Source organism: Mucilaginibacter sp. P1_A3, from assembly GCF_056406855.1.
In genome coordinates this window covers 460,241-487,208 of the sequence record NZ_JBFTZJ010000003.1, presented here as the reverse complement: position 1 = coordinate 487,208, position 26,968 = coordinate 460,241, and the positions used below count along the sequence as shown (strand labels likewise).

The 26,968-nt window shown below is 40.3% G+C and carries 21 protein-coding genes; 5 read left to right on the top strand and 16 right to left on the bottom strand.

The annotated features are described in order from the left end of the window. Positions 1–6: 6 nt before the first annotated feature. From lolB1 to AC1D0K_RS08675, 6 genes are all read right to left on the bottom strand, one after another. Positions 7–795, bottom strand: coding sequence for a lipoprotein insertase outer membrane protein LolB1 (gene lolB1 / locus AC1D0K_RS08700; RefSeq protein WP_295721335.1), 789 nt, complete (start codon positions 793–795; stop codon positions 7–9). Beyond that, the gene (locus AC1D0K_RS08695; protein WP_477391694.1) at positions 773–2,401 is read right to left on the bottom strand and encodes a tetratricopeptide repeat protein; all 1,629 of its coding nucleotides are present in this window, start codon (positions 2,399–2,401) and stop codon (positions 773–775) included. The genes lolB1 and AC1D0K_RS08695 overlap by 23 nt, the downstream gene beginning before the upstream one ends. A gap of 184 nt (positions 2,402–2,585) precedes the next feature. Beyond that, positions 2,586–3,020, bottom strand: coding sequence for a dUTP diphosphatase (dut, locus tag AC1D0K_RS08690; RefSeq protein ID WP_477391695.1), 435 nt, complete (start codon positions 3,018–3,020; stop codon positions 2,586–2,588). Continuing rightward, complete coding sequence (locus tag AC1D0K_RS08685) at positions 3,020–4,522, bottom strand: oligosaccharide flippase family protein (protein ID WP_477391696.1); 1,503 nt, start codon at positions 4,520–4,522, stop codon at positions 3,020–3,022. The genes dut and AC1D0K_RS08685 overlap by 1 nt, the downstream gene beginning before the upstream one ends. A 40-nt stretch (positions 4,523–4,562) precedes the next feature. Further along, entirely contained in the window at positions 4,563–4,841 is a 279-nt protein-coding gene (locus tag AC1D0K_RS08680) for an acylphosphatase (protein ID WP_295721326.1), read from the bottom strand. A gap of 143 nt (positions 4,842–4,984) precedes the next feature. Further along, entirely contained in the window at positions 4,985–6,151 is a 1,167-nt protein-coding gene (locus AC1D0K_RS08675; protein WP_477391697.1) for an amidohydrolase family protein, read from the bottom strand. Between the two features lie 155 nt (positions 6,152–6,306). Between AC1D0K_RS08675 and rlmN the strand changes: the two genes are divergently transcribed. Beyond that, entirely contained in the window at positions 6,307–7,374 is a 1,068-nt protein-coding gene (rlmN, locus tag AC1D0K_RS08670; RefSeq protein ID WP_295721321.1) for a dual-specificity RNA methyltransferase RlmN, read from the top strand. 23 nt (positions 7,375–7,397) lie between these two features. Next, positions 7,398–8,096, top strand: coding sequence for a ComF family protein (locus AC1D0K_RS08665; protein WP_477391698.1), 699 nt, complete (start codon positions 7,398–7,400; stop codon positions 8,094–8,096). Between the two features lie 240 nt (positions 8,097–8,336). Here AC1D0K_RS08665 and AC1D0K_RS08660 read toward each other — a convergent pair whose 3' ends face one another. From AC1D0K_RS08660 to AC1D0K_RS08650, 3 genes are all read right to left on the bottom strand, one after another. After that, positions 8,337–11,465: a PAS domain S-box protein gene (locus AC1D0K_RS08660; protein WP_477391699.1), complete on the bottom strand. Its 3,129-nt coding sequence runs from the start codon at positions 11,463–11,465 to the stop codon at positions 8,337–8,339. Between the two features lie 3 nt (positions 11,466–11,468). Next, positions 11,469–12,755 carry a serine hydroxymethyltransferase gene (gene glyA, locus AC1D0K_RS08655; protein ID WP_477391700.1) on the bottom strand — a complete coding sequence of 429 codons (1,287 nt, stop codon included), beginning with the start codon at positions 12,753–12,755 and terminating at the stop codon, positions 11,469–11,471. A gap of 144 nt (positions 12,756–12,899) precedes the next feature. Then, positions 12,900–13,646 carry a segregation and condensation protein A gene (locus tag AC1D0K_RS08650; RefSeq protein ID WP_477391701.1) on the bottom strand — a complete coding sequence of 249 codons (747 nt, stop codon included), beginning with the start codon at positions 13,644–13,646 and terminating at the stop codon, positions 12,900–12,902. Positions 13,647–13,872: 226 nt separating this feature from the next. Between AC1D0K_RS08650 and dxs the strand changes: the two genes are divergently transcribed. The 3 genes from dxs (at position 13,873) to AC1D0K_RS08635 (ending at position 18,726) form a co-directional block, all read left to right on the top strand. Then, positions 13,873–15,804, top strand: coding sequence for a 1-deoxy-D-xylulose-5-phosphate synthase (gene dxs / locus AC1D0K_RS08645; protein ID WP_295721399.1), 1,932 nt, complete (start codon positions 13,873–13,875; stop codon positions 15,802–15,804). Positions 15,805–16,271: 467 nt separating this feature from the next. Beyond that, positions 16,272–17,144 (top strand): ABC transporter ATP-binding protein, encoded by an 873-nt coding sequence (locus AC1D0K_RS08640; protein WP_477391702.1) that lies wholly within the window; start codon positions 16,272–16,274, stop codon positions 17,142–17,144. Positions 17,145–17,148: 4 nt separating this feature from the next. Further along, a complete protein-coding gene (locus AC1D0K_RS08635; protein WP_477391703.1) occupies positions 17,149–18,726 on the top strand; it encodes a hypothetical protein in 1,578 nt (525 codons plus the stop codon). A gap of 136 nt (positions 18,727–18,862) precedes the next feature. Here the strand turns inward: AC1D0K_RS08635 and AC1D0K_RS08630 are convergent, their stop codons facing one another. The 7 genes from AC1D0K_RS08630 to lptC form a co-directional block, all read right to left on the bottom strand. Then, the gene (locus AC1D0K_RS08630; protein ID WP_477391704.1) at positions 18,863–20,452 is read right to left on the bottom strand and encodes a gliding motility protein RemB; all 1,590 of its coding nucleotides are present in this window, start codon (positions 20,450–20,452) and stop codon (positions 18,863–18,865) included. Between the two features lie 32 nt (positions 20,453–20,484). After that, entirely contained in the window at positions 20,485–21,621 is a 1,137-nt protein-coding gene (gene gmd, locus AC1D0K_RS08625; protein WP_477391705.1) for a GDP-mannose 4,6-dehydratase, read from the bottom strand. A 175-nt stretch (positions 21,622–21,796) separates the two neighbouring features. Further along, positions 21,797–22,360 carry a DUF3109 family protein gene (locus AC1D0K_RS08620; protein ID WP_295721300.1) on the bottom strand — a complete coding sequence of 188 codons (564 nt, stop codon included), beginning with the start codon at positions 22,358–22,360 and terminating at the stop codon, positions 21,797–21,799. Between the two features lie 8 nt (positions 22,361–22,368). Continuing rightward, complete coding sequence (locus AC1D0K_RS08615; RefSeq protein WP_477391706.1) at positions 22,369–23,145, bottom strand: DUF3108 domain-containing protein; 777 nt, start codon at positions 23,143–23,145, stop codon at positions 22,369–22,371. A gap of 157 nt (positions 23,146–23,302) precedes the next feature. Further along, the gene (locus AC1D0K_RS08610) at positions 23,303–23,818 is read right to left on the bottom strand and encodes a DUF2480 family protein (protein ID WP_295721296.1); all 516 of its coding nucleotides are present in this window, start codon (positions 23,816–23,818) and stop codon (positions 23,303–23,305) included. Positions 23,819–24,160: 342 nt separating this feature from the next. Next, entirely contained in the window at positions 24,161–26,281 is a 2,121-nt protein-coding gene (locus AC1D0K_RS08605; RefSeq protein ID WP_477463037.1) for a SurA N-terminal domain-containing protein, read from the bottom strand. A gap of 102 nt (positions 26,282–26,383) precedes the next feature. Next, positions 26,384–26,965 carry an LPS export ABC transporter periplasmic protein LptC gene (gene lptC / locus AC1D0K_RS08600; RefSeq protein WP_477441619.1) on the bottom strand — a complete coding sequence of 194 codons (582 nt, stop codon included), beginning with the start codon at positions 26,963–26,965 and terminating at the stop codon, positions 26,384–26,386. Positions 26,966–26,968: the final 3 nt, after the last annotated feature.

Below are 26,968 nucleotides of genomic sequence, written 5' to 3'. Positions count from 1 at the left end.
TAGGAATTATTTGGCCGGCTCATACCTGTCTGGAATACTAAATGGATATTCCAGTTGCTGATCAAAATCAACCTTTGTATAATGCAGGTTTACGTGTATTTTTTTATCTTTTACTACTGATGCAATATTTATTTGCGATGGCAGGATACGGTTATTGGCTTGTATAAAGGTATTGTTGGCCACTTGTAATGATTGCCCCTGGCTTTGGTTATCAAGGTTTGTTTGTGTAACCTTATTATCGGCGCCAATGATCAATTTATAAACCAGGTCCTCCAGATCGCCGCTCAATGTGGTACTTCCTATAATGGATGTAATATCTGTTTTCTCGTTAAGCAATTCAGGAATGGCATTCCCTACCAATAATGATTCAAGCGTTTTGTAGTTAACCTGCTTACTTGCGTAGGCGTATACATAGCTAAAAGGCTTTTTAAGGTATACACCTTCTAAGCGGTTAATGAGCAATATACTATCCGGGGTAATAATTACGCGGGCAACTTCCACACCCAATATAGCTGTAATAGATACCCATATTTTTTTATCCTTACTGATGCGGATGTTCAGTGTTACATCATTGCTGTTGCCATTAATATCAAGATTGGTTTTGGCTTTTGCTGCAAAAGTGTTAAAATTTAACTGCTGAGCCCTTATGGCTGCAAGTTTGGTAGCCTTATCATCTACCGGTTTCACAACCGAATCGACTTTACGGGCAACTAAAACCTGTTTACGGGCTTTACAACTTACCATTGCAAGTAAGCAGCAAACAACCAGTAATTTATTCAATATATTTCTTTTCATTTATTTTACGCTCTAAAACCGGGGATTGCTCTCCATAGCCCCTGGCTTTTTTCCAGTTTTGTACGGCCCCATCCGTGTTACCAATGTAAAACAAAATATCGCCGTAATGTTCATATTTAACTGCACTATTATCTTTATCGTGTGCTAATGCCTTCTCCATCCACAATTTAGCGTCAGAATATTTCTTTTGCATAAACAGTATCCATGCATAGGTATCTTCAAACGATGCTGTATTAGGCTGCAACTGATTTGATCGTGCCGACATCTGCGCCGCTTTATCTAAGCCCTCATTTCTTAACGATAAATAATAGGCATAATTGTTTAAGGTATACGCATTATCGGGATTAACAGCCAAAGCTTTATCATAAGCATCATCAGAACTTTTATTGTTTTTCAAGTCGTGATAACAGTCTCCTAATAAAGAAAAACTAAGCGAAAGTAATTCCTTATCCTGAATTTCTAATGAAGTTGCATTTTTAACGTAACCCAGCGCCTTGTTAAAATTTTTCTTTTGCGCCCAGGCCACTCCCACCAGGTAGTTCATCCATGCCTGATTCGGGAACAACGACAAAGCATTTTCGCCGTCCTTAATGGCGCCGTCCAAATCGTTTTGACTTAATTCAATGCGCACCAACTGCTCATGTACAGCATATGCCTGCCCATCAAGTTCAATTGATTTTTTGTAAGCCGCTTTTCCATCCTTCAACTTTTCGTTTTGCAGCAGCATATCGCCGTACATGGCAAAAGCCTTACTATCATTTTTGTGGGCAACTGTTAATATCCTGCTTAATTCAAGTGCGCTGGCTTTGGCATTGGGCTCCGGAAATTTGGGGTAATAACCGGCAATGATCCTTATTTTTTGATCGATGTTAATATCAGGTATTGCAAAGGCCAACGTAAGCTCATTAAAACTTGCATCGTTATTTTTTTTGTCCCGATAGATATCGGCAAGAGCAAGGTGAACCATGCCATTACTGGCATCCAGCTTTTCGGCCTTCAGCAAAACGGCTAACGCTTTATCACTTAAGCCGTTTGAATTATATATTTCTGATAGCAGCAGGTAATAACGTATCTGACCCGGATTTGCAGCTATGGCCTTTTCAATATCGGCGGCAGCCCTATCAACTTTACCTTGTTTAAGATAAATTTTTTGACGGTTGGTCAACAGATCATCAGTAGGGCCGGAAATTTGCTCCACCTCATCATAAACCTTCAGTGCGTCATCGTATCTTTTTAGTATTAGATAGGCATTTGCCTTATCATAATAATACTCTGTTTTGTTGGGGTTAATACGGATAAGCTGGTTAAATACATTTTCCAGCTTGTTAATATTGTTACTCTTTTCGTAACTATCCGCAAGTGCTGCCCAGTACCACTCATTATTGGGTTTAACTGCAACGGCCCGCTCAAGCAGTGGCTGCGCGCCGGCATAATCATTTTGTATTTTTTTAAGATTTGCCAATTCATAAAGCGACGCGTCATTTAAAGGATCGGCTTGAATTACCCGCTCAAACAATTCTGACGCATGTTTCAGATTTTCAACCGTTTTTTCGCGCAGGGCCGAGAAGAACAACTGTTTAACATCCATACTATCAAGCGAGCTCATAGTTTTGGAAACAGTTTGCTTTTGAGCATTTGTTTTAAGCGACAAAAGGCAGGAAACAAGACACAAGAAAACCGCAATTTGCCGGCTAAGCTTCCTGTTCCTTGTATTGCTATATCTTAATCCCTGATCCTTCATACTTAAATTTACCTAAATCTTTTGATTTAAAGGCTGTAATCTATCTATTCTATTTTACTGCAGTGTGTCCAAATCCGCCTTCGCCGCGAGAGGTATCGTTTAGTACCTCTACCTCGTTCCAGTTTACAGTTTCGTGTTTAGCTACCACCATCTGGGCTATCCTATCGCCGTTGTTAATCTCAAACACATCGGCACCGAGGTTAATCAGCAGCACCTTTATCTCGCCCCTGTAATCGGCATCAATAGTTCCAGGCGAATTTACTATACCAATACCATGCTTAAAAGCCAGGCCGCTTCTTGGTCGTATCTGCGCTTCAAAACCAACAGGAAGTTCAATATGCAAACCGGTTGGCACCAGTTTACGCTCCATTGGTTTAAGCTGAATAGTTTCCTCAACACTGGCCCGCAGATCCATACCTGCTGCATGAGCAGTTTCATAAGCAGGTAAACTATTTTTTGATCTGTTAATTATACGTATGGTCATTATTTTTTAAAAATTGCTAAAAGTGATTTGCGCTCTAAGTAAAATGCTGTGCCTGCAAATAATATCAGTAAAGCGTTACCCACAAATATATTGCGTTTAAATATAGTGAACGATATATAAACGAGTATAACTGATGCGACAATATAAGCCATGTTCTTTTTAATATTGTATGGAATAGGGTAATTTTTTTGCCCCCATATATAGGAGAGAATCATCATGCTTGTATAGGCTGCAAAAGAGATCCATGCGGATGCTACATAACTGTATTTAGGTATAAACACCACGTTCAAAACAATGGTAAGTATAGCTCCGACACCGGATATGTATAAACCATACTTAGTTTGATCAGATAGCTTATACCATACCGAAAGGTTCATATAGATGCCTAAACTCACGTAGCCAAAAACCAGCGGTGGTACAACCTTAAGCCCCGTCCAGTATAATGCTGTTTGCGCATGGTCTTTGCCTCTAACAAAATACTTTAATATTTCAATATTGGCTATAAGTGCTACAAATATTACGCACACGGCTATCACAAAATAATCCATAATGCGGGCATAGGTTTGCCCTGCATTTTTGCTTTTGGCGTGACTAAAAAAGAATGGCTCGGCACCCAGCCGGAATGCCTGCACAAAAATGCTTAGGAACAATGATATTTTAGCACATGCCGCATAAATACCTACTTCACTCACACTTATATTTTGTGGAAGCAATTTACCTAAGAGTATTTTATCAAGATTTTCATTAACCAGGAACGACAAGTTTGCAATAAGAATGGGCCAACTGTATTTAAACATTTCGCCGAACATCTTTTTATCAAAGTCGAGTCCGAGTTTTAAAAACTCGGGCAGCAACATAAAAAGCGTGGCAATACTTGATACCAGGTTTGATACAAAAACATAGCCTACCCATCCTTTTATATACCAATGGCTTATCCAATCGGCACCAATAAAATGATGATTTAGCCAATAAGGAATAACCCAAATAAAAGTTAAGTTAAGCGTAATGAAAATTATAACATTAAGAAATTTGATAGTACCGTATTTCCCCGGCCGCCCGTCTGCACGGATCTTGGCAAAGGGTACCACACACCAGGCATCTATCACCAGTATAGCTATAAACGTTTTAATGAACAGCAGGAAATCGTTATGGCTTGTTGAATTACCTACTTGTATAAAGCCTGTAATAAAATTAAGGAAAGGGAGGGTAACCAATAAAAAGAATAGCGTTATTACAAAAACAGCTATAAATGAATTGTTATAAACCCGCTTTTTATTGTCGGGATATTTATTCAAATACCTGAAATAGGTTGTCTCCATACCGAAAGACATCACGGCATTCAGGATAGAAACCCAGCCAAACATGGTGGTTAATATTCCATAAACTCCGGTTGAATAAGCCCGGGTATAAATAGGGGTAAGAAAAAAGCCAAGCACACGGCCGGCAATAGTACTTAATCCGTATACGGCTGTTTGCCCGGCAAATTTTTTAGCTGTTGACAATGGTGATGTTAGTTGTAATTAATTCGGGACCTTATCCTATTTATAAGCGCTTTTTTACAACCTCAAAATTACGATAGTTTTTTAATTCGCCCTCATGGGTTTCAATTGATGTGACCTCGGCATCTTCGGGGCCTTCGTTACACCAATCTATAAACATTTCCATAATGGTATTATCCGCTTCAGCTTCAATGTAAACATCTCCGTTGGGTTCATTTTTCACAAAGCCCCTCACCCCCAGCTGATCGGCCACCGCCTTGGTTGCTTTGCGGTACATAACGCCTTGAACTGTGCCTTTAACTGTGATATTAAGATGTTTCATATTTAGTGAGTGGTGAGTAGTTGATTGGGGGAGTAGTTTTTTTTAAATCACCCAATCAACTATCTAATGTTTCTATCAAACGCAAATTAACTTAATCTAAATTAATCTACATAATTTAACTCCATCAACCATTCATCACTAATCTAAATTAATTTTTTAACTTTTGATTCCGGCGTTAATTTCAACCCATCTAAACCTGTTATTAAATTAAGGCCTGGTGTTTTACCAGGTTGTAATGAGCCTTTGTCCTCATCAATACCCAAAAACTCCGCGCCGTTAAGTGTGCCCCATTCAATTAACCGCTGGGTACTTATTGCCGGAAATTTCTTTTGAATAGTACGCATTTCGCTAAGGATACAAAGGCTCTTGTTTGATGCCAGGCTATCGGTACCTAATGTAATGTTAAAGCCCTGGTCAACAAAAAGTTCAATTTTGGGCAATTTTCCCTCTATATATAAATTGGCATTGGGGCAAAAGCACCAGTTTATTTTACGATCGAAACGTTTAATGAAGTAAATATCCTTTAAATTGGTACAAGTATTATGAACCAGCAATATATTTTGCTTATTGGTTAACAGCGGAATGATGGATTGCATAGAGTTACGTGCCTGGGGCTTAAAGTAACTGATATCAATACCAAAATGCTCATAAAGATCAAGGAAGCCCCCAAGTTTATAGCGGTAAAACTTGTTTTCGTCCTCTGTTTCCTGGTTATGGATGCTAATGAGGTTCTGGCCGTCTTCGCAATATTTCTTAATTAGCTTAAACAGATCTTTTGATACCGAATAAGGCGCATGCGGCGTGATTGAACTCGGCATTGGCTTAAACTCATTAAGCAAAGCCAGCGCCTTATTAAACACATCCTCGGCATTTTGAGGTAAAAAGCCAAAGGCTTCTACAAAAGTATGATAGTACAACTTACTTTTAGCCTTCATTGGAATGCTGAAGTTGGCATTGGATATATCACCAACGGCAACAATACCATTATCATACATCTCCTTATCAGCCAATTCGATGGCATCCTCAACCAATTTTGGGTCAGAGTTTCTAAAGGACTGAATATCTTTAATAAAAGAAACCAATCCGTTGCCGGGTTTTATTTTCTCTTTTAAATGCGATAATTCTGTATGACAGTGGGTGTTAACAAATCCGGGGCAAATAATACCACTCAGTTGTTCAATGGGGCCATCTGGAGGGTTGTGGTAATCTGTAACTGAAATGATCTTACCCAGATCATCAACAGTGACAATTCCATTCTTAACAGGATCGGCATAAACGGGAAAAACGTAATCGGCTCTAAAACTTTTCATTCAAATTTAAACTTGGTAACTCACTCATACCGTTTCATTAAACCAATCCCTGTATAGAATATCTACAATTAACTTTTAATTATTGTTTTTTATTCTACAAAAAAGAATGACTTTAAAAAAAGACAGATTTTTTTAAATTTAAGTACTTTTGCAATGTGAACAATACAAAAGGTAAAATTGATATCCGAAGCCTGAGTTTGAAAGCCTTACAGGAGCATTTTATCCGTATGGAGGAAAAAAGCTTCAGGGCTAAGCAAGTATATGAATGGCTTTGGAAAAAATCGTGCTTTTCTTTTAACGAGATGAGCAATATTTCAAAAGAACTGCGCACTAAGCTGGATGATAACTTTGTTATCAACAATGTTAAAATTAATACATCACAGATTAGTGCTGATAAAACTATAAAAAATTCTTTTATTTTACATGATACTCATCTAATTGAGGGCGTTTTAATTCCAACTCCGGGCAGAATGACGGCTTGCGTGTCGTCTCAGGTGGGCTGTAGCCTCACTTGCAAGTTTTGTGCAACAGGATATATGGAACGTAAAAGAAATCTGAATCCCGATGAAATTTACGATCAGGTAGTACTTATAGACCGGCAGGCCCGCGAAAACTATGGCATCCCATTATCAAACATTGTATACATGGGCATGGGCGAACCCCTGCTTAATTACAAAAATGTAATGGACTCTATAGAGCGCATTACGGCCGAGGATGGCCTTAATATGTCGCCAAAGAGGATAACGGTATCAACTGCAGGTATTGCCAAAATGATTAAAAAGCTGGGTGATGATGAAGTAAAATTCAACCTGGCCCTGTCCTTACATGCCGCTAACGACGAAAAGCGTAATACCATAATGCCTATAAACGAGCAAAACTCACTAAAGGCACTGGCCGAAGCGCTGAAATATTATTACGCCAAAACCAAAAACCCGGTAACTTACGAGTACATCATTTTTGATGGGGTTAATGATAATATACAGGATGCCATGGAGCTTGCTAAATTTTGCAAACACCTGCCTTGTAAGGTGAATATTATTGAATACAACCCAATTTCATTTGCCAGTTTTATTAATGCCGACGAAGATAAAGTAGAAGCTTTTGCCAATTATCTCATAAAACAGGGTATCAATACGCACTTACGCCGCAGCCGGGGTAAGGATATTGATGCGGCATGCGGTCAGCTGGCTATCAAAGAAAAAGCAAAAGTTGCCGAAGTTTAAAAAATCTGCCTTAAATTAATGGCATGAAATTACCGGGCGGTTACCTTGCCGATTTTGTTGCCTTGCTTTTTCCTGAGCTTTGCGCTGCCTGTAATGCCAGCCTGGTGTCCAACGAGCATGTCATATGCTCCGATTGCCGGTACAATTTACCCTATACCAATTTTCATACCCAGCCGGATAATATTGTTGCACAGCAGTTTTATGGTAAAATAAACATCGGGGCCGCTTATGCCCTTTACTTTTTTAATAAAGGCGGCAACGTACAAAACCTGATGCATCATTTTAAATACAGCGGGATGAAGCAAATAGGTAATATTTTAGGAAATATAGCGGGTAACCAGTTAGCAGAAAATCCTGTATTTAATACGGCAGACTATATTATCCCGGTACCCCTACATAAAAAACGGCTCAAAATGCGCGGCTACAATCAAAGTGCCTGCTTTGCTGATGGACTGGCTCAAAAATTAAATGCCACCGTTGAGATTGATAACCTGGTACGTGTAGTTGCAACAGACACGCAAACCCATAAATCGCGCTTTGCAAGGTTTGAAAACATGCAGGAGGTTTTTACCGTTAGCAAACCACAAAAACTGGAAGGCAAACATATTTTACTGGTTGATGATATTGTAACTACCGGATCAACGCTCGAAGCTTGCGGAATTGAATTACTAAAAGTACCGGGTTTGAAATTGAGCATCGCTACAATTGCGTATGCGGTGTAGCTTTTTTTTAAATTGTCATCCTGAACGCAGTGAAGGATCTGCTATTCGCCATGCCTCTTCGCCCTGTAAGTCTGTGATTAGATCCTTCACTGCGTTCAGGACGACAAACTTTTCAAAACGTCATTCCCCTTTCAGTGTTCTCAGGATTTTACCACTCAAAAACATGGTTTCAGCAACTCCCCGTTATGCAACTTAATCTGCACATCTGAAATTTGCACATCCGCATATCTGCTCATCAAATTACTGATGCTGATATCGGCTTAATTTTTCGTAAAGTACTTTTGGGTCAAATGGTTTCAGGATATAATCGTTCATACCGGCATTGTCTATTTCGCCCATTTGGTTGCTAAGCATTGATGCTGTTAGGGCTATTATAGGCAATTGCTGAAAATACGATCCGGGATTTGAGCGAATCACCTGGGTAGCTTCCAATCCGCCCATTTCGGGCATGTGAATATCCATCAGCACCACATTGTAGTTTTGATTAGCTTCTATTTTATTTATCGCTTCTACGCCATTCTCGGCAAAATCTGCGTCTGCGCCCCACTTTTTCAGTATCTTATTGATCAACAAACGATTTATCTGATTATCATCAACCACCAGTATGTTAATTTTCAGTCCTTCTTCCACGTTATTATAATTGCTTTTCAATTGATTATCTGCTCTATTAAAGGTTATCGTAAACCAAAAAACTGAACCTTGCCCGGGTACACTATCCACATTTATCCGTGAATCGTGCAGCTCGATAAGGCGTTTGCTTATGGCCAATCCTAAACCTGTTCCCCCATATTTACGCGTGGTGTCAATATCTGCCTGCTTAAACTGTTCAAATATTAAATTTATTTTGTCAGCCGCAATACCAATCCCGGTATCTGTTATCGAAAACCGGATCCTTACATCTTTATCGCTTTCCTGGATAATCTTCAGATCTATATTTACCCCACCTTCATCTGTAAACTTAACAGCATTACTTACAAGGTTTAGTAATATCTGACTTAAACGGGTACGATCACCTATTATAAATTGCGGTATAGCATCCTCTACAGTTTTGCTAAGGTATATATTTTTTTCGGCAGCTTTATATTGCAGGCTGCTGCTAACGCTTTGTATCAGCTCGCGGATGTCAACCCTAACTTTTTCAAGCTCCACATTACCCGTCTCCATTTTTGCAAAGTCCAGCACGTCATTTATGAGTGTCAATAAATTTTCTGCAGAGAACCTCAATATTTCCAGGTTTTCCTTTTGCGACTCCCGCGGATCATCGTCCCTTAACAGGTGCGACATTCCAATTACGGCGTTTAACGGTGTACGGATTTCGTGGCTCATTACCGATATGAACATATCTTTAGCCCTGCTCAGCTGCAATGCCTCCTCTTTGGCGGCAATGAGTTCTATTTCGGCTTTCTTTTTGGCGGTAATATCAATAATTACCTCAACATATTTATCAACCTTACCATGCCTGTCCAATATCACCGAATTGATAACCGAAACCCATAAGGGCTGTCCGTCTTTTCGATAGATAAGTAGATCAATCTCAAACGATTGCTTATTTTTTGAAAGCTCGCGTGCACGTTGAATGATGGCCACATCGGTAAGTGCCCCTTTTAGCACATCGCCCAGGTGGTTACCATTTACGTCATTGATAGTGTAGCCGGTAATTCCCTCAAAGGCTTTATTTACCCATTCAACCTTACCGTCGCTATTATTTATTACAATGCCGCTTGTGGCCTTGCTTGCTACTAAAGATAGCAGGGTGACTTCTGCTTCATTTTTTTTCCGTTCGGTTATATCAACCATTACCCCTATTTGCCTGTCAACCTTGCCGGCTTCATTAAATATCGGGCTATTGGATAAGAAGATCCATATTGGGGTGCCGTCTTTTTTATAAACTTTAATTTCAACCTCGTAGGGCTTATTCTCCTTTACGGCTTGTACCGCACTTTCAAATACGGTAAGGTCAGAGTCTTCGCCTAACAGTGAAGTGCCTAATGCTTTTCCCTCCAGTTCGGCAAAGGAGTAGCCAATAACATCTTCCAGCGCTTCATTGGCCCATAAAAAACGGCCCTCAATATCACGGATAAAGATCCCGCTTGGCGATTTCCTGGCCGCGAAAGATAAGATTTCAAGATCCTGTTCAATTTTTTTCCGGGCCGATATATCAATGATAACCCTTATAAATTTATCAACCTCATCTTCACTGTTGCGTATAACCGAATTTACCACGGTTATCCATAAAAGTTCACCATTTTTGGTAGTTATTAGAAGCTCTGCCTCGTATGATTGTTTATTATTTATTGAAGCCTGTAATTTTGCTTCGGCAGCAGGATCAACCAACTTCCCCTTAAGTGAAGTACCAAGGTATTTATTTTCAACATCGGCAAAGTTAAAACCTGTAATATGCTCAAAGGCATTATTCACCCAAACAACCTCATCGGCAGCATTACTTATTACTACACCATTGCTTACTTTGCTGGCAACCAATGCCAGTTGCTCCACTTCCTGCGATATGCGTTTCTGGTAACTTATATCACGGCCGCTTGCAAACCATTTATTCCCACTAAAAGTAACCGACCAGCTTATCCATTTTATATCTTCAGCAGGGGTCAATAAAACAGCTTCAATATCAAATTTACGTTGCTGCTTGTTTAAACCCTCTTTAAGTATTTTTAATGATCTGACCTTCTCTTCTTCCGGGAAATAGTTCCAGATGGGCTGCCCTATTATTTCCTCCGGACTAAAACCTAAAATTGATTTTGCAGAGCGGTTTACCTGTTCAATATTAAAATGCCTGTCCATAATACAATGAATATCAGGCGAGCTGTCAAACAAATCGTAAAACTCCTTATAACGTACCAGGCTTTGCTCCAACTCAAACTTTTGCCTACGCTGCGTAAGGTGCGACATTACCTCATCGGTCAGTGTACGCAGCGCATCCAGCTGCTCATCGCTGAGCTTACGTGGCACCATATCAATAACACAAAGGGTACCCAAATGGTAACCATCGGGGTCAATTAGGGGAGCGCCGGCATAGAACCGAACATTTTGACTGGTTACAAATATATTATCCCTAAAATCATCATCCGCCAGTGCATCATTTACTTCAAGGATACCATCATCTAAAATGGCTTTATTGCAAAAAGCACCGGCGCGGGGTGTTTCTCCCTCGCCGGTGCCAAATTTTGATTTGAACCATTGCCTGTCAGCATCAATTAAGGTGATCAGGGCAATGGGTACATTACATATATATGATGCCAAACGGGTTATGGCATCATACTCCCTCTCGGGCAACGTATCAAGCACATGGTATGATTTCAGCGCCGCTAAGCGCCTTTCTTCATCGTTTAAAAGTCCATGTTGCTTGTTTATCATTCTTTATTCTGAGCCATTCTCGCGGTACAACGGATAGTCGTACATTAGCTTATGCACCTTTTTACGAATTTTCTTGATAGAATGTTCATTTTCAGGGTCTGAAATTACTGCATCTATCAGTTCCACAATTACTTCCATTTGTTTTTCTTTCATGCCCCGGGTAGTGATGGCGGCAGTACCCACACGAATACCTGAAGTTACAAACGGCGATTTATCATCATAAGGAACCATGTTTTTATTAACCGTAATATCGGCAGTAACCAATGCGTTTTCGGCAGCTTTACCCGTAATATTTTTATTACGAAGATCAATCAACATCAGGTGATTATCTGTACCGCCCGATATGATCTGGTATCCACGCGCAACAAAGGCTTCGGCCATAGCTTCGGCATTCTTTTTAACCTGCACAATGTATTTCATGTAGCTATCGCTCAAAGCTTCGCCAAAAGCAATTGCTTTAGCAGCAATGATATGCTCAAGCGGGCCTCCCTGTGTACCAGGGAATACAGCCATATCTAACAATGATGACATCATTCTGATTTCGCCTTTTGGTGTTTTTACACCGAAAGGATTTTCAAAATCTTTTCCTAACAATATTAAACCACCACGTGGGCCACGCAATGTTTTATGGGTAGTTGTAGTAACAATGTGGCAATGCGGCAGTGGATCTTTCAACAAACCACGGGCAATAAGGCCAGATGGATGCGAGATATCAGCCAATACCAAAGCACCAACTTCATCGGCCACTTTACGTATAAACTCATAATCCCAATCGCGCGAATAAGCAGAAGCACCACAAATGATCAATTTTGGTTTTTGCTCTAATGCTACTCTCTTAAGTTGCTCATAGTCAATTAAACCAGTCTCTTTTACTACACCGTAAAAATGCGGCTCATATAATTTACCAGAAAAATTCACCGGCGAACCATGTGTTAAGTGACCACCATGTGAAAGATCAAATCCTAATATTTTATCGCCTGGTTGCAAACAAGCCAGCATTACTGCCGCATTGGCTTGTGCGCCAGAGTGCGGCTGCACGTTTGCCCACTCGGCATTAAACAACTGTTTAGCACGCTCAATAGCAATGGTTTCAATTTCATCTACTACCTCGCAACCGCCATAGTAACGTTTGCCCGGTAAACCTTCAGCGTATTTATTGGTAGCAACAGAGCCCGCTGCTTCCATTACCTGCCTGCTTACAAAATTTTCAGATGCTATAAGTTCAATGCCCTCTTCCTGGCGTTGCTGCTCTTCATCCAAAAGCTTAAATATTATTTTGTCTCTTTTCATTGTGTTTAATTAAACGGCGCTAAGTTAATAAAAAGCCAAAAGCTAAAGGCCAAAAGCATAAAGCTTTTTAAATAAACTCTTTAATTTCCATCTGCCAAATAGGCTTTTTTAATCTAAAAGCTTTTTGGCTTCTGCTTTTGGCCTTTAGCTTTCCTTACTTGATATCCAGAAATTATTATATCCTAATCCTATTTGTATATCAATAAGTTCCTGTTGCAGCATTTCTAACACTGCTAAAAAATTGTATACAAAGTGCACCTTGTTGTCTGATTCTTTTGCCAGGGCTTTAAAATCGAGCATTTTATTGATCTTAAGCAAATCGGCAACCGCTTTCTTTTGCTTTTCAATAGTGTAGGGATATTGTTCTACCGTGTGCTTTACTTCTTCGCTGCGGTTAAGATAATTGCGCATCAGCCGATCATGCACCAGCATCAACTTATACAAAGTTATTTCTGATAGTTCCTCGCCCGGTAAAACTACTTTTTCAACCTGTTCCAGGTCGTGCTTAATATTGCCGCGTTTTTCCTGTTTAAAGCGCTCGTCTTCATAGGGGCGCAGCTCGTCGCACAGCTCCTTAAACTTTTTATATTCTATCAGCTTCCTGATCAGGTTCTCCTTGGTATCCGTGTCGTCGCCGGCTGCTTCGGCTTCATACCGGGGCAATAGCATTTTAGCCTTAATGCGCATCAGTGTTGCCGCAACAAATATAAATTCACTGGCCAGTTCCATATTAAGGCTGGTCATCTGGTGAATGTAGTTCAGAAAATCGTCGGCTATTTTGGCGATAGGAATATCGTGAATATCAAGCTCATCACGCTCGATAAAAAACAGCAGCAGATCAAACGGACCTTCAAACTGGGGTAATCGTATGGCAAAGCTGTCGTCGGTCATATCTGTGCTGTAAAAATAGGGATGAGAGTCAAGAATCAAGAATTAAGAGTCAAGATTTTTGAATAATTTGTTAGCCAGTACCCGTTAAACTTCCGGCTCGATTCCAGAGTATTGCCCCTCGTTTCCGTTATTTTTACTATCTTCAAAAACAATTAATACATTTTGATGTCCTTTGTTTATAAATAATTAACTTACTTTGTAGGTTAAAATACCTTTACAAATGTCAATGCAGGTACCGGCCGGAGATTTATTATCGAATATAAATTACCCATCTGATTTAAAGCAACTTAACGAAGACCAACTTGAAAAAGTTTGCCAGGAGCTGCGCCAATATATTATTGACGTCGTGTCTGTAAACGGTGGTCACTTTGCTGCCAGCCTGGGTGTTGTTGAGCTTACAGTGGCTCTGCAATATGTTTTAAACACCCCGTATGATCAGTTAGTTTGGGATGTAGGCCACCAGGCCTACGGCCACAAAATATTAACCGGCCGGCGCGAAGCGTTCCATACCAACAGAATTTATAAAGGCATCAGCGGTTTCCCCAAACGATCTGAAAGTGAATATGATACTTTTGGCGTTGGGCACTCTTCTACTTCTATATCTGTTGCTTTGGGGATGGCCGTTGCATCGCACTACAAAGGAGAAACCGACAGGCAGCACGTTGCCGTAATTGGCGATGGCGCCATGACCGCCGGAATGGCCTTTGAAGCACTTAACCATGCAGGTATCGAAAACTCAAACCTGCTGGTGATATTGAATGACAATAACATGTCTATTGATCCTAATGTGGGTGCTTTGAAAGAATATCTTACCGATATTGCTACTTCAAAACCGTACAATCGTTTCAGGGATGATATTGCTCATGTGCTGGCTAAACTATCAGCCATAGGCCCGGATGCTTTCAAAATAGCCCAAAAATTAGAAAAAAGCATTAAAGGTACGCTGCTTAAACGTAGTAACTTTTTTGAAGCTTTAAAATTCAGATATTTTGGCCCGATAGATGGGCATGATGTAAACCACCTGGTAAAAGTTTTAAAGGATCTGCGCGATATTCCCGGTCCTAAAATACTGCATTGTGTTACTACCAAAGGTAAAGGCTATGCCCTTGCCGAAAAGGATCAGACCAAATGGCATGCGCCAGGCTTGTTTGATAAGATAACCGGCGAAATCAAAAAAACAAAATCCGAAAAACCGCAGCCTCCTAAATACCAGGATGTATTTGGCATTTCTATCATTGAACTGGCAGAGCAAAACCCTAAAATTATGGGTATCACTCCTGCAATGCCATCGGGATGTTCCTTAAACCTGATGATGAAGGCCATGCCTAACCGCGCGTTTGACGTAGGTATTGCCGAGCAGCATGCCGTAACGTTTTCTGCAGGATTAGCTACCCAGGGTTTAATACCATTTTGCAACATATACTCCAGCTTTATGCAAAGAGCGTATGACCAGGTGATTCATGACGTGGCCATACAAAAGCTTAATGTAATATTTTGTTTGGACCGTGCAGGTTTAGTAGGCGCCGACGGACCAACCCATCATGGGGCTTATGACATCGCTTTTATGCGCTGCATACCTAACATGACGGTATCCTCACCTATGAACGAAGAAGAACTGCGCAACCTGATGTTTACTGCCCAGCAGGATAACATGGGCCCATTTGTAATCAGGTACCCGCGTGGTAATGGTGTGATGGTTGATTGGCAACGTCCTTTTAAAACCATACCCATTGGTAAGGGTCGTAAGATATGTGATGGGGAAGACCTCGCTATACTATCAATAGGAGCCATAGGTAACGAAGTAGTAAAAGCAACTGCCGCACTTAACGCTGAAGGATATTTCCCTGCTCATTATGACCTCCGTTTTGTAAAACCACTTGATGAGGCATTACTGCACGAAGTATTCAAGAAGTTTGATAAAGTGATCACCGTTGAAGATGGCTGCCTTGAAGGTGGAATGGGAACTGCCGTATTAGAATTTATGGCTGATAATGGCTACCAGCAAACCCAGGTAAAACGCTTAGGCATACCAGACAGGATTGTGGAACACGGTGAACAACCCGAGCTTTGGGCCGAATGTGGTTTTGATGCTGCCAGCATAGTTCAACAGGTAAAAAACTTAGGTATTCAAAGGAGCGAGCATACGATAGCGTCATAAAAATCTGAGGGGTTATAAACTTTAAGTAGCGACATAAAGCTCGTGGGGCGCTGAATGGTAAATGATGTTTTAAAATGTTTGCCATCCCCGGATTTTGCCTGTCCCCCTTTATTTCCACAGTTTACATTTGGGCAAGCTCTCACTACTGCATTACCTGAGGATATAAACAGTTTTTCGGAAAATTTGTTGCCTTTTTTTTATTCCCTCCCCAACGGGAGGGGTGCGGCTGGAATGTGCGCAGAGGCAGGGAGGGGTTTCGCCAACATGCCGTCCGCAGCAGTACTTGAACACCTGATTTAACCCCTACCTCGCCTCCCCCCGAGGAAGGAATTGCACATTGCCCCCGCCTTTTATTATCTTCCAAATACCTATGCCCCCACACAAACTTCTAATAGCTTGATTAAATTTGCCGCTTTACCTGTAACTTAAATCTTTAATAAGCATCTTACAGGGTATAAAAACACCCCATGTCCTTAGTCATAAAGAATCTCACCAAACAGTATAATAAACATAAAACCGGGCTTAGCGATTATTCCATTACCATTGAAAAAGGGGTATTGGGCTTACTTGGCCCAAACGGAGCAGGAAAATCAACCCTGATGAAAATTATTGCAACCATTAGTAAGCCCACCACCGGTACCCTATTTTTAAATGGTGAAGATATTGTTGCCCATCCGGATAGTATCCGCAAGATATTAGGCTATTTGCCACAGGATTTTGGTGTTTACCCAAACCTTAACGCCCACGAGTTTTTAGCATACATAGCCGCCATGAAAGGTGTGGGAGGCAAAGATTTGCGCAAGCGGATAGATATGCTACTGGAGGGCGTTAATTTAACGGCAGATGCCAAACGACCGATAGGCACTTACTCGGGCGGGATGAAACAACGCATAGGCATTGCCCAGGCCCTGCTGAATGATCCAAAAGTTTTAATTTTTGATGAGCCTACTGTTGGCCTTGATCCCGAGGAACGGGTAAGGTTTCGCCAGTTGATATCTGATCTGGCTGATGATTGCATCATTATCCTTTCTTCCCACATCGTATCAGACATTGAAACCATCGCCGATGAAGTTGCTATTATGAAAAACGGCACATTACTTAATAAAGCCGCCCAGCCAGATATCATTAAACTGGTTGAAGGAAAGGTTTTTGAAGTAGTGGTGGATAATAATGCCCTGGCAGCTATAAAAAGCAAGCACCAGGTTATCGATACCAGCAGGCAAAAAGAGCAAACAAAAGTTCGTTTTATTTCTAAAACAAATGAACCGGAACCTGCCGCCACTTTAGCAAACGCCACTTTAGAGGATGCTTATTTATTTTTAACACAAAATAACATCTAAAAAAGTGAGATACATATATAGCATTATAAAGGCCGATTACCTGCAGCGCACACGCAGCTATGCTTTTTTAATCACCCTGGCTATTACTTTTTACGCGGCCTATTCTTTTGTACCTCCTCCTACAGCATCTTACACCACACTAAACATAGTAGGCTATAAGGGAGTTTACAACTCAGCCTGGGTGGGTTATGTTTCCGGAATGATGACTGCCATTATGCTTTCCCTATATGGCTTTTTTTTGGTGAATGGTGGCATAAAAAAAGATATTGAAACCGAAGTAGGACTAATAATAGCTACCACGCCTATAACCAATTTTGGATATTTAATCAGCAAGATGTTCAGCAATTTACTGGTATTACTAACCATTGCGGGTTGCACTTTTGTGGTAAGTATCATCATGTTTTTTGTACGCACCAGTGGCTCGCCATTTATCATCGGCAACTTTTTAATCCCGTACCTGCTATTTGTGGTGCCCGCTATGTTTGCAATATCGGCCCTTGCTGTTATTGCCGAAGTATTTTTGGGCAAACGGAGTATATTACAATACATTGTGTTCTTTTTCTTTTTCGGGATATTGATGGCTAATGTTAACGGACAGAAAAACGAAACGCTGGCTGTTTTAATAGATCCTTTTGGGGTACGTACCATGACAAACAGTATCAAAAACCAGGTTAACACCCAGTTTCATGAACATATCACTGCGGTTAACCTGGGCTTTACCTTTGCCCGAAAACGAGCATTTCAAATTTTTGAATGGAATGGGATAACCATAACCAGCTTGTTCTTGTTTAGCCGTTTGCTATGGATATTTTTTGCATTCGGCGTGGTTTACCTGTCGTCGCCTTTCTTCCATCGCTTTGATTTTAACCAATCGGCTGGTAAAAAGAAAAAGGCTTCAACTGGTGAGCATCAAAACATTACTCCGGCATTTGCGTCAACAGGTATTAGCCGCGCACTTATGCCGCCTTTAGTTACCGATTATGGCATACTTCCGTTTATAAAAACAGAATTGCTGTTACTGGTACGAAAAGGCTCCAAATGGTTTTGGCTTGTAATTGGCGGCGTATCACTAAGCATGCTTTTTGCACCAATAGGTGTAGCCCACTCCTATTTACTGCCCGTTTTGTGGTTTTTGCAAGTAACCCGCTGGTCGGAGTTGGCCACTAAAGAAGAAACCAACAGGCTGCATTATTTTACTTATGCATCCTACAAGCCCTTGCAGCGTATGCTGCCCGCCCAAATACTGGTGGGTGTAATATTGGCCATAGTACTGGCATTGCCTTTAATACTGCGTTACGCCCTGGCCCTTGATGGTTATTCCATCATCAACATTATCAACGGAGCTATATTTATTGTTCTGTTAGCCGTTTGCCTTGGGATAGTAAGCCGCGGAAAAAAGCTGTTCGAGATATTGTTCTTTTTGATTACTTATACGCTTACACAAAAGATTCCCTTTGCAGATTACCTGGGCGCGGTAACTCACGATAGCCAGGTTGTTTATATGGCTGTTGTATTAGGCTCGAATGCCGTTTTGGGATTGATCAGCTTTGTGGTAAGGAATTATCAGTCCAGGCATTTGTAGATATTTGTATTCCAACAAGGTTTTTTATACATATTGAAAAACTGATAGGGAACCCTACAAAACTTTTGCACCCTTATGAAGTATTAAATACTACATAAGGGTGCCGGGCTAAATTCTATATCTCATTGCAAACACATCAATGAGTTTTATAACTTGCCAAATCATTATATATGCTCCGGAATGAGCTGCGGATACCTAAAGTCACCATACCGGTTTTATCATCGAACTGGCTGTTTTTTTCGGAACGATAAAGACCTCCAAGTTCAATACGCAGGTTATATTTAGGATTGAGGAGATAGGCTATTTTACCTTCCAGGAAAACCATATTGGTGGTTAAACCCTGGCCGGTGTAATTACCTGTTTGCCTGGAAGGATCAATATAAAGCTGAAAAAGGTCTTTTCCATAGTTCTGCCCGTTAATATCTAAACCATAGTGGCCGTAGTCGGCTTCGCCAGAAAAGTCAAACCTTTTGTAGGAGTAATTTAACAAGCCCACCACCTCACGAAAGTTGGCACCCCACGGGTGAGCAAGTGGTTCACCATTGTCTGTATAGTTTTGTACCGAACTACGTTCAGAATAGGTATATGGTTTAACATTGTTGGTTTCTAACAGGTAGTTAAGTCCCTTCACAGCAAACAGGTTTGCTCCTCTTAAACCAACTTGCCATCCATATTTGTTCCTGGAGCTGCCGTTACTTGAAAAGAAGCTTGAACTTTCAAATTCATCCAATGCAAATTGAGCATATGCTGTAACACCATTGCTTATTTTGTATTTACCGGTAAAACCTAATAAAGCATTATCGGGCGAACCATTTGATGCTTCAACCGGTCTTAAAAATATAAGGGGATTAACATAGGTAAAATCAAATCCACGCTGATGCCCCGCATCATCCTTGGCGCCCCATATAACAGAGTCAAAAAAGCCGAACGATAAACGGTTGCTTACATTCCAGTCTAAATAATGAAACACGGCAAATTTCTTTCTGTCGTTGTTATCAACACGGGCCGACAACGGATCATCCATATATGCCCACATAGCCATGTATTTAACGTTCCCAAGCGTAGCAGTTACTTTAAAAAACGGATATGGAGAGGCATAATCAGACAAAAGTTCAGACCGGTAGCCATCGCCGATAAATGTTTTATCACGGCCCGCAGTTATATTAAAATATTTGCTTGGTGTGTAGGATACCAATGCCGTAATGTACGACCAACGGTACTCGCTGCCATAAAGACTGCCATAAGCCTGCCCGCGCGCTATACCCACCTGGTTGGTATACGTTGCCAGGTATTCTGGTAATTGAGCCCTGTTTTCATAAGCACTCACGTTATAAGAAAACTGGTTGCCAAAGGTACCGCCTACCTGCAAGCCTAATGAGCCGAAACTGGTATTCTTTTTGCCTGAAAAATCTCTGCTTAAATTAAAGTCCGGTAACAAATCAGCGTAAAAAGTAGAGTTACTTCCCTTTACATCAACCTGGTGTTCACTAAAAAATCTGCCTTTAAAATCTCCAATGCTGTTCATTAGTGAATCGTAATGATGTTTCAATAATGAATCATCACCAAAAAAAGGCTTTAAAGAACTATGGAAACGGGTTTTAGTGGAGTAAACATCTTCGTTTAGCTTTTGATAAAACTGGTATGAATAAGGTTGATAAACAGATTGAGCTTTCACAATTCCACCTGTTAAAACCAATAGTAAAATGCTGGTAAAAATTTTCTTCATATATGTAGAATTGCTATAAATCMTTTTATTGCTTATTCAAAATAATTAAGTGTTGTAAACCCACCTTTTTTTAAGTATTCGTCTTTTTTAATTAAATGCAGGTCTGATTTCATCATATCAGTAACCAATGCCTGCAAGTTATATTTAGGTTTCCACCCTAATTTTTCAAATGCTTTTGAAGCATCACCAATTAACAGATCGACCTCTGTAGGCCTAAAGTATTTAGCATCTACCTTTACAACCGTTTGTCCAAATTTTAAGGCTTCCAGGTTAAGTCCAAGCTCCGAAGCTTTTTCCTGGTCAATATCAATGATCACACCGCGTTCATAGGCATCTTTTCCGCTAAACTCCACTTCGATACCAAGCTCATTAAAAGCCATTTTTATAAAATCGCGAACAGTAGTGGTAACCCCGGTAGCAATAACAAAATCCTCGGCTTTATCTTGCTGCAGCATCAGCCACATCGCTTCAATATAGTCTTTTGCATGCCCCCAATCTCGTTGGGCCGATAGATTACCTACATAAAGGCAATCCTGCAAGCCTAAAGCTATTTTTGAGGTGGCACGTGTAATTTTACGGGTAACAAACGTTTCGCCGCGTATAGGGCTTTCGTGATTAAATAAAATGCCGTTACAGGCATACATGCCATAAGCTTCCCTGTAGTTTACAATAATCCAATATCCATACATTTTAGCCACCGCATACGGCGACCGTGGATAAAATGGCGTAGTTTCACTTTGTGGTACCGCCTGCACCAAGCCATATAGCTCAGATGTTGAAGCCTGGTATATACGTGTTTTTTGTACAAGGCCCAATAACCTTACCGCTTCTAAAATACGCAGGGTACCAATACCATCAGCATTAGCGGTATACTCTGGTGTATCAAAACTTACCTTAACGTGGCTTTGTGCTGCCAGGTTATAAATCTCATCGGGCTGTACTTCCTGTATTATCCTGATTAAATTGGTTGAATCCGTAAGATCGCCGTAATGAAGTTTAAACTTTACATTAGGTTCATGCGGATCATGATACAAATGGTCAATCCTATCGGTATTAAATAAGGAAGAGCGCCTTTTAACACCATGAACTTCATAGCCTTTTTTTAGCAGAAACTCGGCTAAATAAGCGCCATCCTGTCCTGTAATACCTGTTATTAAAGCTATTCTCATTAATATTAATTAACAAATACTTATAAATTACAATATTATCCAAATTAATTGTAAAATCGGACAAAGCGAAACACTTATGCAGGCTAATAATTTATTCAGACAAGATTCTCCTCAACATAAGGAACAGAAATGAACTTTGTTTTGAAATAATAAAACGATGTTATTAAGCACGACCTCAGCTTCCAGCCACCTCGTCCTCAAGTTCCTGGTACCATTCAGCTCCATACTTACGAATCAGCGGGCCTTTCAAAAACTCGTGGACACGCACTTTCAATTCGTCGCCAAAAGAACATGCAGGGCTGCAAATGCTCCATCGATCATAATTTAACACATCAAATTCGGGGTATGCAGTGATGCGGATAGGGTATAAATGGCAGGAAATTGGCTTTTGCCAGGTAATAGCACCTTGCTCATAAGCTTTTTCTATACCACATTTAGTAACTCCATTTTCCCAGATAACATAAGCACACTCTTTGTTAACATCCACACATGGAGTAGTATAATCGCCTTCAAAATCCGTTACATAGGTTCCAACAGCTTCGATAGTTTTGATACCCTTGGCGGTAAGATAAGGTTTTACTTTAGGGTAGATCTCTTTTAAAATATCAAGTTCATCTGCATTTAATGGCGCACCCGAATCGCCCTCCAGACAACAGGCACCTTTGCATTTATTTAAATTGCAAACAAAATTTTCCTTTACAACATCTTCGTGTACTAAAACACTACCTACCTCAATCATATTTAATTTTACTTCTTTATTGGATTTAACGGATACTTCAATCCGCTTGCCGACTGCAGATCCATTGTGATACTACCTAAAATGACTTCAACATGCGCCTTTACAGGGATCCTGTTGCCATCATTGGTGATCCAAAGGTACAACTTACTATCTTTCCTGAAAATACGGCCAGGAATAATTGTTGGATTAAATTTCAGGCAGTTAAATGTACCCATACTGCACTTCACGGTTTCGGTACCCACATAGGTAACGCTTAGCGTATAGAAACCATCTTCCAAAAAGTATTGCATTTCAAATGTCTCGCCTATTTTTACTTTTGAAACATCAATAGTACGGGCAAAATAATAGGCCGATACAAAATCAAAAGTTTTTCCTATGAACGGAAATACACCTTTATTGGCAGTTACTTTACTATCCTTTTGATCAAAGCTTACGTTATCACTATGTTTCCATTTCCCTTCGTGCCTGTTCTCGGTGTAAAAATATGGCTGCAGGGTAGTTTGATCTACATATGATTCATATTTATTGCGCACTTTATAGAAGATATCAAAAGTACCTGCCGTTTTACCTTCGGCTATAAGGTGAAAAGCCGGGCCGGGAAGTTTTTTATCACTTGCTTCCACGCGGATATCGGCGGCAGCGGCGGTAAAAAAGCCATATTGCATTTTATAACTCAGCTTTTCGCCAATTTTAAACACGGGCTCGCTAATTTTGCTAAGCTCCTGAGAAAACACAACAGTGTGGCATAATATCAATAACAGCGAGCAGGAGAAGTATTTTTTCATTAATAGAGTTTGCTTTTTAATAAAGCTGTTTTGTAAAACAGATTTAGTCGGCATGCTGATATGACACCTACTTATATAAATGGTTTAAATCCATTTTTGTTATGCACGCATGCAAATACTAAACTATAGCTCACCTTATTAATCAAAAATAACTTCATTAATCCTTGCGCTTATAGATAGGCACGGTTGAACAGGGCTCCCCAAACATAATACTTTTAACTATTGGGGTTAACCTTTTTGTTAATTCAACATAGGCCGAAACCGGCACAGCGGTATCGCCGCAACCTTTTAACACAACACGCTGACCACTGTACTGCTCCAGGTCGGCTTTGGCAATTTCCTTTTCAAACAGCACGGTTTCCAACACAGCCATGTCGCCAAAAACTATCTCGCGGGCGTAGGGGGCCATCCGGTTTGCCAGCAGCATATAAGCCCACGTTGGCACTATGGCATCAGCAGAGCAGGTAATGCCTACGTTTTTGCCTTCGTATTGTGTAAAGTCATGCTCCTTTATAAAATCTCTCAGATCTTTTTCCCGCAGCATTAACCCGTGAAACAGGTTATCTTTAATATCATAAATAACACGTTCGCCGGCCGGATAAAAAGCAGCAGGATCTAAAGTAACCAAACCACTTTGTGCAACCTTATTTACTATATTTTCCTGTATATCCATAATATTAAAAATTCAAAGCTTAAACACTAAATTCAAAAAGCTGTCTAAATCATTCCCCGTGATTACGAGGCCCGAAGCAATAACGAATTTACAATAATACACTTTTGTCATCCTGAACGCAGTGAAGGATCTGTTATTCGCCATGCACCTTCGCCCTGCAAAGTCTGCTAATAGATCCTTCGTTCCTCAGGATGACAAACCTTTAACTTTTCGCCCTTTATCGTACACCGGATTTATACCTCCAATGACGGTTTCTTTTACTTCTCAGACAGCTGTAAACAAAAAAAATCCGGGAACAGTTATAAAACGCTGTTCCCGGATACAAAATTACGCTTATTTATATTATAACAGTTTAGCCCTGTTATCTTTTACAATAGCATTATCTTTCAAGGCATCCAATACCTGGCCTTGTGCACGTTGTACCAACGCCTGGCCAATTTGTTGTTTCTGCCTTACATTATTGGTAAGCGGCGCAGGATTGGTAAATCCATCAACAAAATATACAAATACACCTTGCTGACCGTTAACCGGTTTTGAAAGCTTATTTGGCTGTGATCCAAAAATTGAACCTATTACCTTATACTCTGCAGCTTGACCTGGGATAACCGGGTTAGCAAAAACAATGTTTTGTACAGGAACCGCTTTTGTACCAGCTTTTTGAGCTACCTGATCTATCGAAGATGATCCGCTTAAAGCAGCCTGGAATTTCTCATCCAGTTGTTTAGCTTTTACTTCGTTACGTACAGCTGGTTCAATTTGTTTTTTAACAGCGTCAAGTGTCAGCGTACCTTTTGGTTTGATCTCAGTTAAACGAGAAATGATATATTGATCACCTACAGTAAATACTTTCTCAGTTAAATCGCCTTTATCTGCTTTAAATGCCCATCTAACAACGTCACGTGCATTATCCAAACCTGGCAGGCCAGATGCTGTACCGTTAAGATCTTCGGCATTGTTAATTTTCAAACCTTCCTTTTTAGCTTCTGCCTCAAAGTTGTCTTTTGTTAAAGCTCCTAAAAATCCCTGCGCTTTGCTGTAAGCTACAGTTTGTGTTTTGCTGCTTGCCTGTATCGGTTTATCAACAATAGCAACTTTAACTACTTTAATAGAGCCTTTTTGATCCTCTACCTGGATAAGGTGAACACCAAACTGAGATGTAACTACAATCAGGTCGCCTTTATTAGCTTTAAACGCAGCGTTAGTGTACTCGGGAGTAATTTGTCCCTGGCCAGCCATTGCACCGTTAACGTCAAATGCTGGTATATCGCCACCTTTTACAGCGCTACCTCTGTCTGTTGAAAAAGTAGTTGCCAACTCGGCAAATGATTTACCACCCTGAATCAGTTTTTTAATTGAATCGGCTTTGGCAATTGCTTTTTCAATACCGCCTGTAGTGGCAGGGTTAATTAATATATGTCTTGTTTTAACAGAATCAAAAGTAGTTTTAACCTCACTTAGCTTAGCAATTTTATAGCTGCCATTTGATACATACGGGCCATAAACAAAACCTTTGGCCGCGTTGAACATTAAAGTATCAAGCTTTGGCTCAAGTGTTCCCTTTTTTTGGAAGGCAAGCGGGTTTTTTGTTTCAGAATTGATCTGAACAAAAAGCGAGTCATTGTTGCTTACTTTAATGCTATCAACCAATTTATTAACCTCGGTTTTGATAGCCGCGCTGTCTTCTTTTGAAGGTGCCGCGTTAAAGCTTACATATTCAAATGATCTTACTTCCTGTGGGTTTTTAAATTCAGCTTTGTGAGCATCATAATATGCACTGTAATCAGCATCACTTAAAGTAACCTTTGAATCTGCAATAGATGCATAATCAAGGGTTGCGTATTTAAAGCTAACCAGTTTGTTTTTTGCCAGGTAATCATCATTAGCCTCCAATGAGTTTACATATAAACCATTGGTAACAATGTTTACATATTTCATTTGCTGCTTAGCTACAATTAACTGCTTTAAGAAATCAGCCCAGGCTTGTTTTTGAGCAGGATCTGCTTTTGAGGATGATAAGTAAGCTAAGAACTGGTTCAGCTTATTCCTGTCAAACGCACCGGTTTGCTGATCGGCAAACTGACGGGCAATCTGTGGGTCGGGAGTATTACCGCTAACCATGTTAGTGCTTTCGTCATCGCCAACAGTTAAACCTAATTTTTCAACTTCTTTTTTAAAGAGCAGGTCACTCAATACTTGATTCCAGGTTGTTTCCTGAATGTAGCTGGTGATCTGGGAAGAAATATTTTGCCCTGACTGTTGTTTAAACTGGTTTGTGTTTTGCTCCAGTTTTTTATTAAACTCATCATACGGAACTTTTTCGCCGTTTACTACGGCAAGTTCATTATTATCGTCCTTAAAAAAGGAACCGCCTGATCTTACAACCTCGCTTACAATAAAAGCAAGAAGCGCAAACCCTATAAAGAATGCGAGAATTGTCCCCATTCGTTCGCGCAAGAAACCCATTATACCCATTTCTGTAATTAATTATATTCTTTTTAAAGAGGGCGCAAGATACAATTTTTAGTAAAATTCTATAACACAAAATTTTCCTGAAAAAAAACAACATCATTGTGTCACTTTTTCATCTACGTGAAAGATGCCCGTACTACTTTTAAGTGTGGGATGTAAAAATTTATCGTCGCTCTCAAAACTATCTCCGTTCATTACATTACCGCCAGCCATAGTTACCTGAACCGGCTTATGCGAATACACCTTCTTAGTTGCCTGGTCCCAGTACAATTCATCAGATTTATAAGTTTCGCCCTTGGCATTGGTGGCCACTACATTTTTATGAAACTCAATCAGCTTTTGATCATCATGGGATATGCCCGTATCGGCAACAATATTACCCGATTCCTTTAATGTTTCCTTGTCGTAAAATATAACCTTTACGCCATGTGGCATTAATTTATAAGGCTTTTTGGTTTGATACTGCAACATCAATGGAGTTATCAGGTGCAGTTGAACCCGGGCAGAATCGCTCATGATCAAATCAACACCTTTTGTGGGTGATACTACCACCCCCATCTCTGTAGATGCTATTTCTTTAACCTTATTCAGGTCATTTACACATGAGGATATAAAAATGGCAAGCAGGGGCAACAACAGCAGGTGCGAGCCCTTTATATGTTTTACCCCGCTAAGCATATG